Source organism: Vibrio sp. R10-SF1-ISO8 (assembly GCF_059833805.1).
This window is the reverse complement of sequence record NZ_JCBDHL010000021.1, coordinates 195634-210797: the sequence shown is the minus strand read 5'-3', so window position 1 is coordinate 210797 and position 15164 is coordinate 195634. Positions and strand designations below refer to the sequence as shown.

17 protein-coding genes are annotated in these 15164 nt (G+C 44.7%); 8 read left to right on the top strand and 9 right to left on the bottom strand.

Annotated elements, in window-relative coordinates; translation table 11 throughout:
• Positions 1 to 5: 5 nt before the first annotated feature.
• The 6 genes from nqrE to bolA all read right to left on the bottom strand — a co-directional run bounded on the left by nqrE (position 6) and on the right by bolA (position 5335).
• Positions 6 to 602 (bottom strand): NADH:ubiquinone reductase (Na(+)-transporting) subunit E, encoded by a 597-nt coding sequence (nqrE, locus tag AC6R00_RS18950; protein WP_004744903.1) that lies wholly within the window; start codon positions 600 to 602, stop codon positions 6 to 8.
• A gap of 7 nt (positions 603 to 609) precedes the next feature.
• Positions 610 to 1242, bottom strand: coding sequence for an NADH:ubiquinone reductase (Na(+)-transporting) subunit D (locus AC6R00_RS18945; RefSeq protein WP_004415330.1), 633 nt, complete (start codon positions 1240 to 1242; stop codon positions 610 to 612).
• The gene (locus AC6R00_RS18940; protein ID WP_004744904.1) at positions 1242 to 2012 is read right to left on the bottom strand and encodes a Na(+)-translocating NADH-quinone reductase subunit C; all 771 of its coding nucleotides are present in this window, start codon (positions 2010 to 2012) and stop codon (positions 1242 to 1244) included. The genes AC6R00_RS18945 and AC6R00_RS18940 overlap by 1 nt, the downstream gene beginning before the upstream one ends.
• Positions 2002 to 3246: an NADH:ubiquinone reductase (Na(+)-transporting) subunit B gene (locus AC6R00_RS18935; RefSeq protein ID WP_500641557.1), complete on the bottom strand. Its 1245-nt coding sequence runs from the start codon at positions 3244 to 3246 to the stop codon at positions 2002 to 2004. Before AC6R00_RS18935 ends, AC6R00_RS18940 begins: the two co-directional genes overlap by 11 nt.
• A 5-nt stretch (positions 3247 to 3251) precedes the next feature.
• A complete protein-coding gene (locus AC6R00_RS18930) occupies positions 3252 to 4592 on the bottom strand; it encodes a Na(+)-translocating NADH-quinone reductase subunit A (protein ID WP_500641556.1) in 1341 nt (446 codons plus the stop codon).
• A gap of 434 nt (positions 4593 to 5026) precedes the next feature.
• Positions 5027 to 5335, bottom strand: a complete 309-nt coding sequence (gene bolA, locus AC6R00_RS18925; protein WP_500641555.1) for a transcriptional regulator BolA — start codon at positions 5333 to 5335, stop codon at positions 5027 to 5029.
• A gap of 138 nt (positions 5336 to 5473) precedes the next feature.
• On the opposite strand from bolA, the gene AC6R00_RS18920 reads away from it, so the two are divergent.
• The 4 genes from AC6R00_RS18920 to AC6R00_RS18905 all read left to right on the top strand — a co-directional run bounded on the left by AC6R00_RS18920 (position 5474) and on the right by AC6R00_RS18905 (position 9246).
• The gene (locus AC6R00_RS18920) at positions 5474 to 6604 is read left to right on the top strand and encodes a methyltransferase (RefSeq protein WP_500641554.1); all 1131 of its coding nucleotides are present in this window, start codon (positions 5474 to 5476) and stop codon (positions 6602 to 6604) included.
• A 62-nt stretch (positions 6605 to 6666) separates the two neighbouring features.
• On the top strand, positions 6667 to 7236 hold the full coding sequence (locus tag AC6R00_RS18915; RefSeq protein WP_004744909.1) for a YajG family lipoprotein: 570 nt from the start codon (positions 6667 to 6669) through the stop codon (positions 7234 to 7236).
• Positions 7236 to 7781, top strand: a complete 546-nt coding sequence (locus AC6R00_RS18910; protein ID WP_500641553.1) for a peptidylprolyl isomerase — start codon at positions 7236 to 7238, stop codon at positions 7779 to 7781. Before AC6R00_RS18915 ends, AC6R00_RS18910 begins: the two co-directional genes overlap by 1 nt.
• Positions 7782 to 7854: 73 nt before the next feature.
• The gene (locus AC6R00_RS18905) at positions 7855 to 9246 is read left to right on the top strand and encodes an AmpG family muropeptide MFS transporter (RefSeq protein WP_500641552.1); all 1392 of its coding nucleotides are present in this window, start codon (positions 7855 to 7857) and stop codon (positions 9244 to 9246) included.
• 55 nt (positions 9247 to 9301) lie between these two features.
• Here AC6R00_RS18905 and AC6R00_RS18900 read toward each other — a convergent pair whose 3' ends face one another.
• From AC6R00_RS18900 to AC6R00_RS18890, 3 genes are read right to left on the bottom strand one after another with little or no spacing between them, the layout of a single operon-like run.
• Positions 9302 to 9964, bottom strand: a complete 663-nt coding sequence (locus tag AC6R00_RS18900; protein ID WP_500641551.1) for a ChrR family anti-sigma-E factor — start codon at positions 9962 to 9964, stop codon at positions 9302 to 9304.
• A gap of 1 nt (position 9965) precedes the next feature.
• Positions 9966 to 10544 carry a sigma-70 family RNA polymerase sigma factor gene (locus AC6R00_RS18895; protein WP_500641550.1) on the bottom strand — a complete coding sequence of 193 codons (579 nt, stop codon included), beginning with the start codon at positions 10542 to 10544 and terminating at the stop codon, positions 9966 to 9968.
• A 57-nt stretch (positions 10545 to 10601) separates the two neighbouring features.
• A complete protein-coding gene (locus AC6R00_RS18890) occupies positions 10602 to 11183 on the bottom strand; it encodes an LON peptidase substrate-binding domain-containing protein (protein ID WP_500641549.1) in 582 nt (193 codons plus the stop codon).
• A 344-nt stretch (positions 11184 to 11527) separates the two neighbouring features.
• On the opposite strand from AC6R00_RS18890, the gene AC6R00_RS18885 reads away from it, so the two are divergent.
• From AC6R00_RS18885 to csdA, 4 genes are all read left to right on the top strand, one after another.
• Entirely contained in the window at positions 11528 to 12304 is a 777-nt protein-coding gene (locus tag AC6R00_RS18885; RefSeq protein ID WP_004744916.1) for an outer membrane protein OmpK, read from the top strand.
• A 105-nt stretch (positions 12305 to 12409) separates the two neighbouring features.
• Positions 12410 to 13297: a 2-dehydropantoate 2-reductase gene (gene panE, locus AC6R00_RS18880; protein ID WP_500642209.1), complete on the top strand. Its 888-nt coding sequence runs from the start codon at positions 12410 to 12412 to the stop codon at positions 13295 to 13297.
• The gene (locus AC6R00_RS18875) at positions 13297 to 13896 is read left to right on the top strand and encodes a DJ-1 family glyoxalase III (RefSeq protein ID WP_500641548.1); all 600 of its coding nucleotides are present in this window, start codon (positions 13297 to 13299) and stop codon (positions 13894 to 13896) included. The genes panE and AC6R00_RS18875 overlap by 1 nt, the downstream gene beginning before the upstream one ends.
• Positions 13896 to 15107, top strand: coding sequence for a cysteine desulfurase CsdA (gene csdA, locus AC6R00_RS18870; protein ID WP_500641547.1), 1212 nt, complete (start codon positions 13896 to 13898; stop codon positions 15105 to 15107). Before AC6R00_RS18875 ends, csdA begins: the two co-directional genes overlap by 1 nt.
• Positions 15108 to 15164: the final 57 nt, after the last annotated feature.

Below are 15164 nucleotides of genomic sequence, written 5' to 3'. Positions count from 1 at the left end.
CCGACTTACAGTTGAACACCAGAGAAAGACATAAAGCCTAACGCCATTAGACCAACTGTGATGAACGTGATACCAAGACCACGTAGACCTGGAGGTACATCAGAGTACTTCATCTTCTCACGAATACCTGCAAGAGCAACGATAGCTAGCATCCAACCCACACCTGAGCCGAAGCCGTATACTACTGACTCTGCGAAGTTGTAGTCACGTTGTACCATGAAAGATACACCACCGAAGATCGCACAGTTTACTGTGATCAGCGGTAGGAAGATGCCTAGCGCGTTGTACAGAGGTGGGAAGAAACGGTCTAAGATCATTTCTAGAATCTGTACTAGAGCCGCGATTACACCGATAAAGGTAATGAAGTTTAGGAAGCTAAGATCCACACCTTCAAGTAACGCATTCTCTTTAAGAACTAGGTTGTAAAGTAGGTTGTTCACAGGTACTGCAACAGTCAGTACGAAAACAACGGCAACGCCAAGACCGAAAGAGGTCTTAACTTTCTTAGATACAGCAAGGAATGTACACATACCTAAGAAGAACGATAGTGCTAAGTTTTCGATGAAAATCGATTTAACTAGCAAGCTAATGTAGTGTTCCATGACGTCCTTACTCCTTCGCTTCTACTTGCTCTGGTTTCAGAATACGGATTGCCCAGATAAGGAAACCGATTAGGAAGAATGCAGATGGTGCTAATAGCATCAGACCGTTTGGCTGGTACCAACCACCATTGCTCACTAGAGGTAGAACTTCCATGCCAAATAATTTGCCTGAGCCAAATAGCTCACGGAAGAAACCAACAGTGATAAGAACGAAACCGTAACCAAGACCGTTACCAATACCATCAATAAGTGATGGAAGAGGCTCAGACTTCATTGCAAATGCTTCAGCACGACCCATAACGATACAGTTCGTGATGATTAGACCTACGAATACCGATAGCTGTTTAGAGATATCGTATAGGTAAGCTTTAAGCACTTGGTCTACCACGATTACTAGAGATGCGATGATCGCCATTTGAACGATGATACGCACACTGTTAGGAATGTGGTTACGGATGACTGAAACGAAGAAGTTAGACAGTGCAGTTACAAAGATAACCGCTAGTGTCATTACAAAAGCCGTTTCTAGTTTAGTTGTTACTGCCAATGCAGAACAAACACCAAGAACCTGCAGCGCGATTGGGTTGTTATCCAATACAGGCGCTAATAGGCTCTTCTTAACGTTTTGTGCGCTAGACATTAGTTCAGACCTCCGTCACGAACTTTTGCTAGGAATGGACCAAAGCCCATGTCGCCTAACCAGAAATCAAATGTACCTTGAACACCGTTACCTGTTAGTGTCGCACCTGATAGGCCATCAACACCGTGTTCAGAACCTGCTGGAGCACCACCTTTAACAATCTTGATTGCTGGTTTGTGGTTCTCATCAAACAGTTTCTTGCCTTCAAACTGAGCGCGCCAAGAAGGGTTCTCAATTTCACCACCAAGTCCAGGAGTTTCACCCTGTTCGTAGTATGTGATTGCAGAGACAGTGTTACCGTCAGTTTCTACTGCAACAAAAGCGTACATCATTGACCATAGACCTGTACCGTGAACAGGTAGGATGATCTTAGATACTGCGTCGCCATCTTTCACTAGGTAAATAACACCCGTGTTTGCGCGACGTAGGATCTTCGCTTTGTCTTGGTCAGCGGTTAGCTTGATAGACTCAGCAGGATCTTTTGCAGCTTTACGTTGGTCGTATGACGCAGCGTCACCTTCAACGAAAGCACCGGTATCGAAATCAACTAGACGAGGCTCGATGTACTCAGCGAATAGCTCTGGTACTTTCTTGCCTGTAGCGTCGATACCTGCAACTTCAACGATCTTAGTTTGCTTATCTAGTACAGCGTTAGCTTTTTGCTTGTCACGTAGACCTACAGCTGCTGTTGATACGATGATTGAACAAACAAGGCTCAACCCGATAACAACACCCAGCGTCTTTTTAATGCTGTCGTTATTACTTGCCATAGCGTGCTAGTCTCCGCTTGATGTTCTTCTCGATAACTACATGGTCGAACAGAGGTGCAAACAGGTTCGCGAATAGAATCGCCAGCATCATACCTTCTGGGTAAGCTGGGTTTACTACACGGATTAGTACACACATCACGCCGATTAGCGCGCCGTACCACCATTTACCTTTGTTAGTAAATGAAGCGGATACTGGGTCCGTTGCCATAAAGAACATACCGAATGCAAAACCACCTAGAACTAGGTGCCAGTGCCATGGCATGTTGAACATTGGGTTAGTGTCAGAACCGATCACATTGAACAGAGTTGCTGTTGCAATCATACCGATCATTACACCCGCAATAATGCGCCATGAAGCAATTCGCATGTATACGATCATTGCTGCACCGATCATTAGAGCCAGTGTAGAAACTTCACCAATAGAACCAGGAATGTTACCGATGAAAGCGTCCATCCAAGTGATTGGAGCGCCTGTCACTGTATTCACTAGTGCACCGTTGCCACCTTGTGCCCATTGGCTAAGCGCCGTTGCACCAGAGAAGCCATCAGCTGCAGTCCACACTACGTCACCAGAGATTTGCGCAGGGTAAGCGAAGAATAGGAATGCACGGCCAGCAAGTGCTGGGTTAAGGAAGTTACGACCCGTACCACCAAAGATCTCTTTAGCAACAACAACACCGAAGGTAATACCTAACGCTGCTTGCCATAGAGGTAGAGTTGGTGGAACGATAAGTGCAAATAGAATAGAAGTAACAAAGAAACCTTCGTTAACTTCGTGCTTACGCACCATACAGAACAGTACTTCCCAGAAACCACCAACGATAAAGACCGTTGCGTAGATAGGTAGGAAGTAAGTTGCACCTAGGATCATCTTACTGCCAACGCCTGCATCGGCGGCTAAAGTGCCCCCAAGCATTTCCGTTAGCCAGTAGTGCCAGTTGCCAGCAACTACAGCTGCTAGCTGATCACCAGCATACATGTGATTAAGTGCTGCGATAGCTTGGCCACCCGCGTTGTACATACCCCAGAACATTGCTGGGAATACCGCGAACCAAACCATGATCATGATACGTTTTAGGTCAACGCTATCACGAACGTGCGAGCTTTTTTTCGTTACTAAGCCTGGCGTGTAGAAAAGTGTTGCTGCTGCTTCATATAAAGCAAACCACTTCTCATGTTTACCACCTGGCTCAAAATGATGCTCGATGTCTTCAATAAACTTTTTAAGAGCCATGAAAATTACCCTTCCTTCTCGATGGTATCTAGGCATTCACGAAGGAGTTCACCGTACTCGTACTTACCAGGACACACAAAGGTACACAGTGCTACGTCTTCTTCGTCTAGCTCTAGCGCACCGAGTGCTGCTGCACTGTCAGTATCGCCTGCACATAGATCACGAAGTAGCAGAGTCGGTTCCATATCTAATGGCATAACACGTTCGTAGTTGCCGATTGGAACCATTGAACGATCACTACCGTTAGTGGTAGTTGTCATGTTGAACAACTGACCTTTAAAGATATGACCAAGGAATGAGCGAGTCACAGAGAACTTGTTCTTACCAGGCATCGCCCAGCCAAACAGTTCTTTTTCACGGCCTTCACGTAATACAGAAACCTGTACGTGGTAACGACCTAGGTATGCGTGAGGACCAATTGCATGAGTACCAGTTAGTACTGAACCAGAAATCACACGAACTTCACCAGGCATTAGCTCGCTGTCCGTTACGTCATCAAGGCATGCACCTAGAGATGTACGCACTAGACGAGGGTTATTCACTACTGGGCCAGCCAGAGAAATAACACGGTCAGTGTAAAGTTCACCAGTTAGGAACAACTTACCGAACGCGATAACGTCTTGGTAGTTGATACTCCACGCCACATTTTCTGCATTCACTGGGTATAGGAAATGCATGTGGGTGCCAGCAAGACCTGCTGGGTGAGGGCCATCAAATACATGCTCTTCAACATTTGATTGAGAAGAACGAGGAAGACTTGTGCCAGATTTACATACGTAAACCTTGCCATCAGTCAGAGTTGAAAGCAGATCTAAACCTGCAACGAACGCTTCTTGTTGCTCATTGATGATCAACTCAGGCTGAGCCGCCAATGGATTGGTATCCATAGCAGTAACGAAAATAGCCTTAGTAGAAGATTCGATTGCTGGAACCTTGCTGAACGGACGAGTACGTAAAGCGGTCCAAAGGCCTGATTCAACTAGTTGAGTTTTCACCGCTTCACGGTCAAGACCTGCTAGTTTATCAGCTTCAAACTTATCGAATGTCACCTGCTCTTCACCTGCCACTTCAATCACTACAGATTGAAGTACACGTTTAGCACCACGGTTAATCTCGATCACTTTACCAGCTGCTGGTGAAGTAAATTTCACACCTGGGTTCTTCTTATCTTCAAAAAGAACTTGAGCTTTCTTTACTTCATCGCCTACGCGGACATGCATAGTAGGACGCATGCCGACGTACTCTTCGCCAAGCAAGGCGACTTTTTTGATGGTCTTACCATCATTAATCACCTGGGTAGGAGTTCCTGCAACAGGAAGGTCCAAACCCTTCTTTATTGTAATCATACGCACTTGCACTACTTTTATCGGGAAAAAGATTCTTTGTTTGCGTAACTTTTAGACACGACACTAGTGTCCGGTTTTGGTGAAGTTTTAAACACCAAAATCGCAACATCCTATTAAAAATCTCGCTACAAGAATTAAGCGGGATTTATCAGGTGCGGTAGTCTATCATCTTTTTAGAAGGTGATGCCATGATGAATGCTATGATTAACAGAGATATTTCGAGTGAATAGGGTTTAAAAGGCGATAGAATAGTCATAACTTTGAGCCACCGCACAAACATAAATCCGCACCCTATTTCCTATTTTTCTAATTCATTCACATCGTGAAACATTCTGTTTTAAAACTAACCATTGCATTTATTTGTTTCTACCTTGTTAACATCTAGACTATCGCTACCAATAAAAAGGGTAGCAAACGCTACCCCTTTTTGTGACTTATTTTGAACCGCCTAAACACATCGGGCTATCTGGCGCGAGCTGATTCTGCTCTTTCCATTCATCAGCCGTATAGGTGTGCATAGACAAAGCATGAATTTGGTTGGCTAACTCTTCAGCAAGCACTTGATTTACTTGGCGGTGGCGTGCAATCAAACGCGCCCCTTCAAATACTTCACTGACAATAACCACCTTAAAATGGCTTTCTGAGCCTGGCGGTACATTGTGCATGTAACTCTCATTGACGACGTTAAGGTAGTCAGGGCTAAAGGCTTCAGTCAGTTTGTTTTCAATAACTTCTTGTATCATCGGTTTTTACCATCAGATATGAACAACTTTATAAGGTTAGATAATAATCGCCTCTATCATAAAGCTAAAGGTTTTAGTTTCCTCTCCTCTCCGGTTTTGCGACAATTTAGCGATTAACGACTAGCTAGCATTCCAAATATGAAAACTGAGCTTACTTTGCACGAGCGTACTCTTTCTTTGTACCGATACCCAAAAAGAAATAATGAAACCCTGCAAGCATGGGATGCTGGAGACGAATATCTCATCAATCATGTTGAAGAGTTAGAGCTACCAAGTAATCAGAACATTCTGATTATTAACGATCACTTTGGCGCTCTGAGTTGTTGGTTTAGTCAACGCCATCAAGTCACTTTGATGAGTGACTCGTTTATCTCTCATCAAGGTGCAAACGCTAACCTTAAAGCAAATGGCTGCCCGACGATCAATTACTTGACCACGATGAGTCAGATTCCAAGTAAGGTCGATTTGGTGCTGTTTCAGTTACCTAAGAGTAATCGCCACTTAGTCTGGCTACTCAGTCAGCTGCACAATACGCTAGATAGCTCAGTCCCTGTGATTGCTGTCAACAAGGCCAAAGAGATTCACTCTTCAACACTGAAATTGTTCGAAAAACACCTTGGCGAAACCAAGACATCGCTAGCTTGGAAAAAACATCGCCTTGTCTTTAGCTATGCCAACAGTCAAACACCAATTAAGGTCTCCCCTGACACTCGTTGGTCTGTTGATAACGAACAGATTGAGCTAAACAATCTGCCAAATGTTTATTCTGGAGAGAGTCTAGATCTTGGCGCTCGCTTTATGCTTGAACACTTACCACAAAATCCTCAACTAAAACACGTACTCGATTTAGGCTGTGGTAATGGCGTGTTATCCGTAAAAATGGGCCAACTGAATCCTCAGATAAAACTGACCTGTGTCGACGAGAGCTTTATGGCGGTAGAATCCGCGCAACAAAACCTTATTTCAAACCTAGGAAAAGAGAGAGAAATCGACTGCATCGCCAACAACTGCCTCGATGGAATGCGGGCGCAAGATGTCGATCTAGTGATGTGTAACCCCCCTTTTCATCAACAACAAGCAATTACGGATCACATTGCATGGCAGATGTTCTGTGATGCAAAGCAAATTCTTAGTGTCGGTGGACAATTATTAGTTATCGGTAACCGTCACCTCGGCTACGATGGAAAACTATCTAGACTGTTTGGCAAGTCGAACGTAAAAGTTGTCGCTTCCAATAAGAAATTTGTTATTTTACAAGCGACTAAATAGTCCACTATTATCTGTCTATACGTTTCAGTAGGCTCGCAGAGTTAACAAGAAAGGAAATTACAATGAGAAAACTGGTTCTAGCCGCGTCAATGGCATTACTCACTGCGTGTTCGGCGCCGCAGCAAGAGCAAATCAACTTCATGCCTAAAGCGGTATTGAGCAACAGCGATATTGTTCAAGATGCAAGTTTTACTCTAACCAGTAAAGACATGCGTTCCGCTCAGTATGTTGCTTTAGTAGACAGTGGACGTTCAAACATTGAACCGATTCACTCTAAGCAAAATGTTCGCATCTCAATCGAAAACGCACTATTGGATCAGTTCAAATCACAAGGTTTCCGTAGCACTGTTAACAGCGAAAACTCCGTGGAAGTAGAAGTACAAGAAGCGCTAGTTTCGGTTAAGCACACCGTAATGGAAAACCAGATGGATGGAAAAGTCGTTCTGGAGATTACTGCGGAAACACCTCAGGGCAAGCTTGTTAAGACATACACGGGCACAGCAAAACGTACAGGTGCACTGAGCGCTTCAAACGAAGAGATCGAAGAAGTACTTAATGATGTCATCAACCTTGTACTTCAAGAAGTTTCTAACGACCGCGAACTTCAAAATTACATGCAGGAGCGATTCTAATGTGGAAAACAGCAATTGCCTCACTTGCGTTAGTTAGCAGTCTAGCATTTGCAGGTCCCAAGGTAGAATTCGAAACCAACCTAGGCTCTTTCACTGTTGAGCTAAACCAAGAGAAAGCCCCTATCACAGTGGCGAACTTTTTAAAGTATGTCGACGATGGCAGTTATGTCGGTTCTCAATTTCATCGCGTGATTCCCAACTTTATGGCTCAGGGCGGTGGTTTTGATAAAGAAATGAAGCCGCTAGCGACTTACTCGCCGATCAAAAATGAAGCGTCGAATGGGTTGAAGAACAATACGGCGACGATTGCAATGGCGCGTACCAACAACCCGAACTCTGCAACTCGTCAGTTTTTTATTAACTTCGTCGACAATAACTTCCTTGATTATGACCAACGTCCACCGGGTTACACCGTGTTTGGTAAAGTAACTCAAGGTTTTGACGTAATTAAAAAGATGGGTAAAAAGCCGACCCACTCAGTAGGACGTTACCGTGATGTTCCTGTTGAGCCAATCATAATTACAAAAGCGACTCTTCTAAAATAATCCTCTTAGGCTCTAACCTCCACGGTTAGAGCCTTTCTTCTTGCATACCGGAAACTCAAACAAGGAATAGTGTATGTCTTCTGACTCCCCTTCACTGTCTTGGCGAGAAACAATTCAAAGCTACATGGATAAACGCCTGATGTGGGTGTTCATGCTTGGCTGTTCTAGTGGATTTCCCTGGGTATTGATTGGTTCAAACATGTCTGGCTGGCTCAAAGATGCTGGCTTGACTCGCGCAGCAATCGGCTACTTTGGTAGCGTTTTCGCTGTCTACGCGATTAACTTTCTATGGGCGCCACTGGTTGACAGGGTTCGTCTGCCATTACTGCACGCAATACTAGGGCAACGCCGAAGTTGGATATTCTTATGCCAATCCGTGGTGCTGGTTTGTACCTTGTTTATTGCGGGTGTTGACCCATCGCAAAACCTGATGCTCACTTCAATGTTAGCACTGGGTATTGCCATCTCGTCTGCGACTCAAGATATCGCAATCGATGCGTTTCGTATCGATACTTTCCCTAAATCAGAGCCATCAAAATTGCCACAGGCTTCCGCGATGGCAGTGATTGGTTGGTGGACGGGCTACTCTGTGCCTGGTTACCTTGCCTTTATAAATGCCGATTCCATTGGTTGGAATGGCGTTTACTACGGCATGGCCGCCATTGTCGCCATTCTAATGGTATTCACCTTGCTCGTCGGTGAGCCAAAAACGCAACGTGATTCATTGCAAGCCCAAGCGGAACAGCGCCATAGCAAAGTAGTTGGCAATCGTGCCGTGGCATGGCTAACTGTAACCGTGGTGGAACCGTTCTTAGATTTCTTCAAACGTAATGGCTTCCGTGTCGCACTGACACTACTCCTGTTTGTCTTCCTGTTTAAGATTGGGGAGGCTTTCCTTGGCCGAATGTCGATTACCTTCTACAAAGAAATTGGGTTTAGCAATGAACAGATCGGCTACTACTCTAAGCTGATTGGTTGGGGACTAACAATTCTGTTCACCCTAGTTGGCAGTATGGTCAATGTGAAATTTGGTATTGTGCGCGGCCTGATGATCGGCGGAATTGCCATGGCCTCCAGTAACCTGATGTTTGCATGGATCGCTAAAGTGGGGCCAAATGAGCAACTGTTCTTAGCCACACTCGTGGTCGATAACTTTACCTCAGCCTTCTCGACGGTCGCCTTTGTCTCCTTCTTGACCGTGGTAACAGGACAAGCCTTCTCGGCAACGCAATACGCCCTGCTTGCTTCGTTGGGTAACTTCGGTCGTACCACGCTGGCTTCTTTCTCAGGTGAGCTGGTCGATTACCTCAATGACTGGTCCACCTTCTTTATCTTGACCGCATTGATGGTGATTCCAAGCCTGATTATGCTCTATTCTCTAAGGCACTATTTTTCAGACATGTTGGATAAGGCAAGAGAACGAGATAAACAGGAATTGCAGCAGCAAAGTACAGAAAGTAATTGATCAAAAAAGGCTTGGTTCAAATAACCAAGCCTTTGTTCTTTTCATGTTGCCCGCACTAAGGATACATGCCTTTGCCAAATAGGTTGAATACTCTTGCTACTCCTTGGGTGAATAACATCGGCTCAGTGAGCACGGTCAAGCACAGGCAATCTTCGCCGGCACGTGTGAACGGGCTATGTTTCACCGAACCATCTTTAAGTAAGTAATCACCCACTTCATAATGACCATCCTCGTCACTAAACCCACCATGCAAAACTAATGTTGACTCTAAGCCTTTATGGGTATGCTGTGGAATGGTGACATCTTCTGCTATGTACATCAGATTAATTCTCGCTTGCTCGGAGATATCTATAGAAGCGCTATAGACCTTACCTCCGTAGCTTTTCCATTCACCTATTTTGTCTCTAAAGCGTGTTAGCGATAAAGGGAGTCGAAATGTTTTATCATTAACTTCGATAAAAGTTGGTAAGCGCGGAGGCCTCAACGGTTCACTGTTTTGCTCCAAGCATACAATCTGCTCGAACATTGACTCCAAATCTAAGTTGGAATCAACGCTTTCACTGGCCAGATCTTCCCCGCACTGCATTTCAAATTGCTGAACTTGCTGCCTACACTTTGGGCAACTCTCAATATGAGTGGCAATTGTAAAAGCACTCACATCATCGAGAATGCCTTGAGCATAAGCCTGCAACATTGATGTTTGTGGATGGTAACTCATACTACTCTGCCTCAATTGAATTGCGTAATTTCTCTACTGCTAATCGCAATCGCGACTTAACGGTACCTAGGGGTATATCAAACATATCTGCGACTTGCTGATGGGGAAGCTCTTCAAGGTAAACGGCTTTGACCACCTTCTTCTGCGCTTCGGGCAAAATATCTAGATACTTGATAATCTGCTGTTTTAACCGCTCTGTTTCAGGGGAGTAGTGCTCGACCATATCTGGCGGACAATAGTCGTTAGGCCAAATATCTTCTGAGTGAATATGAGCTTCTCTACCCTTTTGTTTGCGTAAGGTGTCAAAACAGAGATTACGAGCGATAGTGTAAATCCAAGTCGATAACGAGCTTTTACTCCCATCGAACAAAGCACCTTTTTGCCACACGGTTGCCATCGCTTCTTGAACAATCTCCAAAGCAACCTGTTCATTGCCCATGTGCCTGAAGGCAAACTGTTTTAAACGTGGGGAGAAGTGAGAAAACACCAAAGCAAAAGCTTGCTTATCTTGCTGTTTCACTTTCTCCATACAGGACGCCCAGTCATTTTTGTTAAAAGCTTGGGTATCTATGTTGGCCATTTCGATATCCTTAATAAAGCCCTTGAACCCACTAATACGTTTGGCAAACCTTTTGGATCACTGTGGAAGTTCATCGCCTAAGGTTTTAGTTAGAAAGTTGACAGCATCTGTACAATCTTTTTTCCCAACCAAACTGTCAAATTGCTGATTAGTGAGTGGTAGTATTTCTAACCAACGTTGGCTAACCCAACTGGCGTCATCAAAAAACTTCTGTTCGTAGAGGTCGCCAATATCGGGGAATTGCTGATAAACCCGGCTCAAATAATGGCAGATGGGCTCAACATCTTTATCAACAGTAGAATATTCCCAGCTTGGAAGCCACTTTACTCTGGCATATCGCAAACCATCAAATTCAACTCTAACGTGCTTAATCTCAAACTTGGTTAAACCAGTAACAGAAATCCCTAGCAAACCATCATCGAGCTGCTCAAAATCGATCACTTTAACAAGCGTTCCAACTTTAGATAACTCACTACCAGTTGGCTCCTCACTCTTTTCGAACAAGCACACACCGAATGTTCCATCGGATTTCATAGCTTGTGAAACCAATCTTTTATATCGCGGCTCAAAAATCCTTAAACGCATTTTTCCTTCCGGCAACACAAAAGAACTCAAAGGAAAAAGCATAATCTCAGGCATAAATGTAACTCCCTATCTTTTTATTAACAGTTACGTTACAACACACCAACCCGATCATTCACCGAATATGTTGAATACATGATAAGCATAAAAATTTAGGCCAACGTTTGCGTAATCGATACCTATATCATTTTCTGTGCAATGCAATGAAAGTTCCGTTACATTTAAAATTTTAGTCTGTTAATGAGATCTTGATCACCGGTTTTATGTTTTTTTACATTGGTTGCACATGGCTTTTGAGATTTTTATCGATATTATTCCCTCCCATAAAGCACAGCTAAGATTGTGCAACCAAGTAAATATCTACTGAATATTTAAATTAACAAACATAGAGAGTTCCCATTATGCGTAAATCACTTTTAGCTCTAGGTGTTGTTGCAGCGGTATCAGCTGTACCAGCACAAGCAGAATACTTATTCGGTTTCGGTGGCATGTATGTTGACTACCAAGCATGGAACCACGGTATCGGTAACGATAAAGACAACTTTGGCGGCGAAATCGAAGATCGCAACCAAGCGGTAATCGGTATTGAAGGTGGTGCGGTATTCGATTGGGGCCAAATCTACGGCTTCTACGATTACGAAGGTGTAGATCGTGCTGGTGATGACCGTGGTGCATCTACGAAAGGTACAATCCACTACAACCTAACTGACTCAGGTATCTCTCTATACGCTCAAGTATACAATACAGATACAGACAAAGGTTTCCACGAGCAAAACCGCGTGTTAGGTCTAGGTTACACAGGCCTTAAAGGCGATGGTTGGGGCTTCACTCCATTCATTGGTGTACACCAAATCAACTCTGGTGATATCAAAGGCAGCAACGGCGGTATGTTTGGCTACGTTGGTTACTACAACACAGATATTGCAGGTCAAAACTTCACCTTCTCTACTTGGAATGAGCTAGAATTTGCGCGCAACGATGCTTACTCTACGCTTCAAAGCACAACTGCAGGCTCTAATGAAAGCTCAGAAAGCTGGGGTCTAAACGGCAGCCTAAATGCAATGTGGAATGTGACGCAAAACTGGTCAACAGGTATCCTATACCGTTACACAGTTAACAAGCTTGCACGTAAAGATTACCAAGATCTTGTAATCTACCGCGTACAATACAACTTCTAATTGTTGATGTATTGACTAAAAATGGCACCTTCGGGTGCCATTTTTATTGCTTTCCCCTTCGCTGACATTATCCTTGGTGCAAAGTTCTCTATTTGCGAGCGTTCAGTGAATATTCTTATCCTAGGCCCAGGGGCGATCGGCTCTTTATGGGCAACCAAGTTTCAAGCAGCAGGGCACAATGTTTATCTCTGGTCGACTTCTGTCGAACCAAGACTCACCCTTCAACTTGATCAGCAATCGCCGCAAACCTTTTCTAACCACAACATAGCCGACGTTGAACGAGCAGACCTGATTCTTATTACGGTAAAAGCGTGGCAAGTTGACTCTGCACTGACCCCGCTTATGCCAAGCATCAGCCCAGATGCCATCATAGTGCTAATGCATAATGGTATGGGAACGGCTGAAGCCGTAGCGCAGAAAATGCCTAAAAACCCGTTGGTACTGGCCACAACCACCCACGGGGCGTATAAGCCAAGTAAACAACAAGTTTTGCATACTGGCATAGGGCAAACACAGCTCGGTGGTTTTAATTCACTTGGTACTCACTGTTCCTTTCTTGAAGAAGTCTTTACTCATGCACTTCCACTTACAGATTGGAATGACAATATTCACCACGCGCTTTGGACTAAGCTCGCGATAAATTGTGCGATCAACCCCCTTACGGCCATTCATCAAGTCACTAATGGTCAACTTGCCGAACAAGACCACCAACTTGCAATTAATGAGCTACTGGATGAAATCTATCAAGTGTTAGCCGCTGAACAAATACCGCTATCACGTGAGCAACTGTCGCAAACAGTCAATCAGGTAATAACAGCAACTGCTGCCAATCACTCTTCTATGCAGCAAGATATTTTCCATCGCCGCCCAAGCGAGATAGACTTTATTACTGGATACTTACTTGAGCGTGCGCAGCATCATGGCATCTCGACGCCCAAGAATCGCAAACTCTATCAAGCAATCAAAAACATAGAACAAAGTTGGAATTCATAATGACTAAAAAAGTACTCGTCCCAATCGCTCCCGGTAGTGAAGAAATGGAAGCTATTACCATCATAGATATGATGATTCGTGCGGGCTATCAAGTTGTTGTGGCTAGCGCAGACTTTGATGGCAACCTCACTATGAAAGCATCACGAGGGGTCACTCTTAGTGCTGATTGTAAGTTAGTCGACATTGCTGATGATGAATTTGATGCCGTTATTTTACCAGGTGGCGTTGGCGGCGCTGAGGTATTCCGTGATAGCACTGTTTTGGTCGAGATTGTACGTCAGCAGATGTACGAAGGTAAGTTGGTCGCGGCAATCTGCGCTGCACCTGCCTTAGTGTTAGCTCACCATGGCCTTTACTCAGAAGCTTTAATGACTTGTCACCCTAGCTTCGAAAGTCATATTGAAAAGAAAAACTGGCGTGTTAAGCGTGTGACCTATGATGTAAACCATAATTTGCTCACTAGCCAAGGGCCGGGCACCGCGCTCGAATTTGCGATGGAGATTATCATTAATTTATCTGGCAAAGCACACGCGTGGACGGTCGCAGAGCCAATGGTCACCATCCCTACCCTGCAATACCATAAACTGGGTGATGAATAATGTTCGACGCCACGCTTATTGCTGATCAGTTCCCCGCTTTAAAGCAACAAATTAATGACCAGAGACTTGTTTATCTTGATAGCGCTGCGACAAGTCAAAAACCTCAGAGTGTCATCAAGGCGATTTCTGATTACTACAGCCAGCAAAATGCCAATGTCCATCGTGGCAGTCATAGCTTGACTGCCAAAGCGACCAGTGAATTTGAGAGCGCACGCGAAACGGTCGCTAACTTTGTTGGCGCAGCATCGGCTAGCGAGATTATTTGGGCTCGCGGTGCAACAGAAGCCCTTAACCTGATTGCTCAAACTTATGCACGGGCAATGCTTAGCTCTGGTGACGAGATACTGGTTAGTGAAATGGAACATCACGCCAACATAGTACCATGGCAAATTGTTGCTGAGCAGACCGGAGCAAAAGTAGTCAAAGTACCGATGACTCGGGAATGTCAGTTTGACTTTGCCGCGTATCAAAAACTGATCACGGATAAAACCAAAATCGTTGCACTCGCCCATATCACCAATGTAACTGGAACAAGACAGCCTATCGAGCAAGTCATTGAACTTGCCCACCAACACCATGCCATTGTGGTTGTTGATGGTGCACAGGGAGTCGTGCACGAGAAAGTAGACGTGCAAAAACTTGGTGCGGATTTCTATGTATTCTCAGGGCACAAACTCTTTGCTCCTGCGGGGATTGGCGTGCTCTACGGCAAACTTAGCTTACTAGAGTCCATGCCGCCTTGGCATGGTGGTGGGAAGATGGTTGAAAAAGTCTCTTTCAGCGGAACGACTTTCACTGGTGTTCCGGGAAAATTTGAAGCTGGAACACCCAATGTGGCCGGAGCAATCGCTTTAGCTACCGCGATCAATTGGTATACATCATTAGATCAGGCCCTAGTTGAACAACATATCCACCAGCTTGTCGAACGTGCGCACCAAAAACTAAGCCAAGTCGAAGATGTGCAAATCTTAGGCTTTCAGAAAGGCGCATCAGTCATCTCTTTCATCATTGATGGCGTACATCATCAAGATGTCGCCACCTTGTTAGATCAGCAAGGTATCGCAGTGAGAGCAGGCAACCACTGCGCCCACCCGCTAATGGATGCGTTAGGTGTGAAAGGCACTATCCGCGCCTCTTTTGCGGTATACAACACCATGGAAGACGTTGATAGATTAGTGGCTGCGGTTGAGAAAGCAGTGGATATGCTTTAGCGAGAAGCGAGAAGCGAGAAGCGAGAAGCGAGAAGCGAGAAGCGAGAAGCGAGAAGC

Bases quoted from the DNA above. Each gene is read 5' to 3' on its own strand.
- nqrE (WP_004744903.1), bottom strand. From the start codon at position 602: ATGGAACACTACATTAGCTTGCTAGTTAAATCGATTTTCATCGAAAAC.
- AC6R00_RS18945 (WP_004415330.1), bottom strand. From the start codon at position 1,242: ATGTCTAGCGCACAAAACGTTAAGAAGAGCCTATTAGCGCCTGTATTG.
- AC6R00_RS18940 (WP_004744904.1), bottom strand. From the start codon at position 2,012: ATGGCAAGTAATAACGACAGCATTAAAAAGACGCTGGGTGTTGTTATC.
- AC6R00_RS18935 (WP_500641557.1), bottom strand. From the start codon at position 3,246: ATGGCTCTTAAAAAGTTTATTGAAGACATCGAGCATCATTTTGAGCCA.
- AC6R00_RS18930 (WP_500641556.1), bottom strand. From the start codon at position 4,592: ATGATTACAATAAAGAAGGGTTTGGACCTTCCTGTTGCAGGAACTCCT.
- bolA (WP_500641555.1), bottom strand. From the start codon at position 5,335: ATGATACAAGAAGTTATTGAAAACAAACTGACTGAAGCCTTTAGCCCT.
- AC6R00_RS18920 (WP_500641554.1), top strand. From the start codon at position 5,474: ATGAAAACTGAGCTTACTTTGCACGAGCGTACTCTTTCTTTGTACCGA.
- AC6R00_RS18915 (WP_004744909.1), top strand. From the start codon at position 6,667: ATGAGAAAACTGGTTCTAGCCGCGTCAATGGCATTACTCACTGCGTGT.
- AC6R00_RS18910 (WP_500641553.1), top strand. From the start codon at position 7,236: ATGTGGAAAACAGCAATTGCCTCACTTGCGTTAGTTAGCAGTCTAGCA.
- AC6R00_RS18905 (WP_500641552.1), top strand. From the start codon at position 7,855: ATGTCTTCTGACTCCCCTTCACTGTCTTGGCGAGAAACAATTCAAAGC.
- AC6R00_RS18900 (WP_500641551.1), bottom strand. From the start codon at position 9,964: ATGAGTTACCATCCACAAACATCAATGTTGCAGGCTTATGCTCAAGGC.
- AC6R00_RS18895 (WP_500641550.1), bottom strand. From the start codon at position 10,544: ATGGCCAACATAGATACCCAAGCTTTTAACAAAAATGACTGGGCGTCC.
- AC6R00_RS18890 (WP_500641549.1), bottom strand. From the start codon at position 11,183: ATGCCTGAGATTATGCTTTTTCCTTTGAGTTCTTTTGTGTTGCCGGAA.
- AC6R00_RS18885 (WP_004744916.1), top strand. From the start codon at position 11,528: ATGCGTAAATCACTTTTAGCTCTAGGTGTTGTTGCAGCGGTATCAGCT.
- AC6R00_RS18875 (WP_500641548.1), top strand. From the start codon at position 13,297: ATGACTAAAAAAGTACTCGTCCCAATCGCTCCCGGTAGTGAAGAAATG.
- csdA (WP_500641547.1), top strand. From the start codon at position 13,896: ATGTTCGACGCCACGCTTATTGCTGATCAGTTCCCCGCTTTAAAGCAA.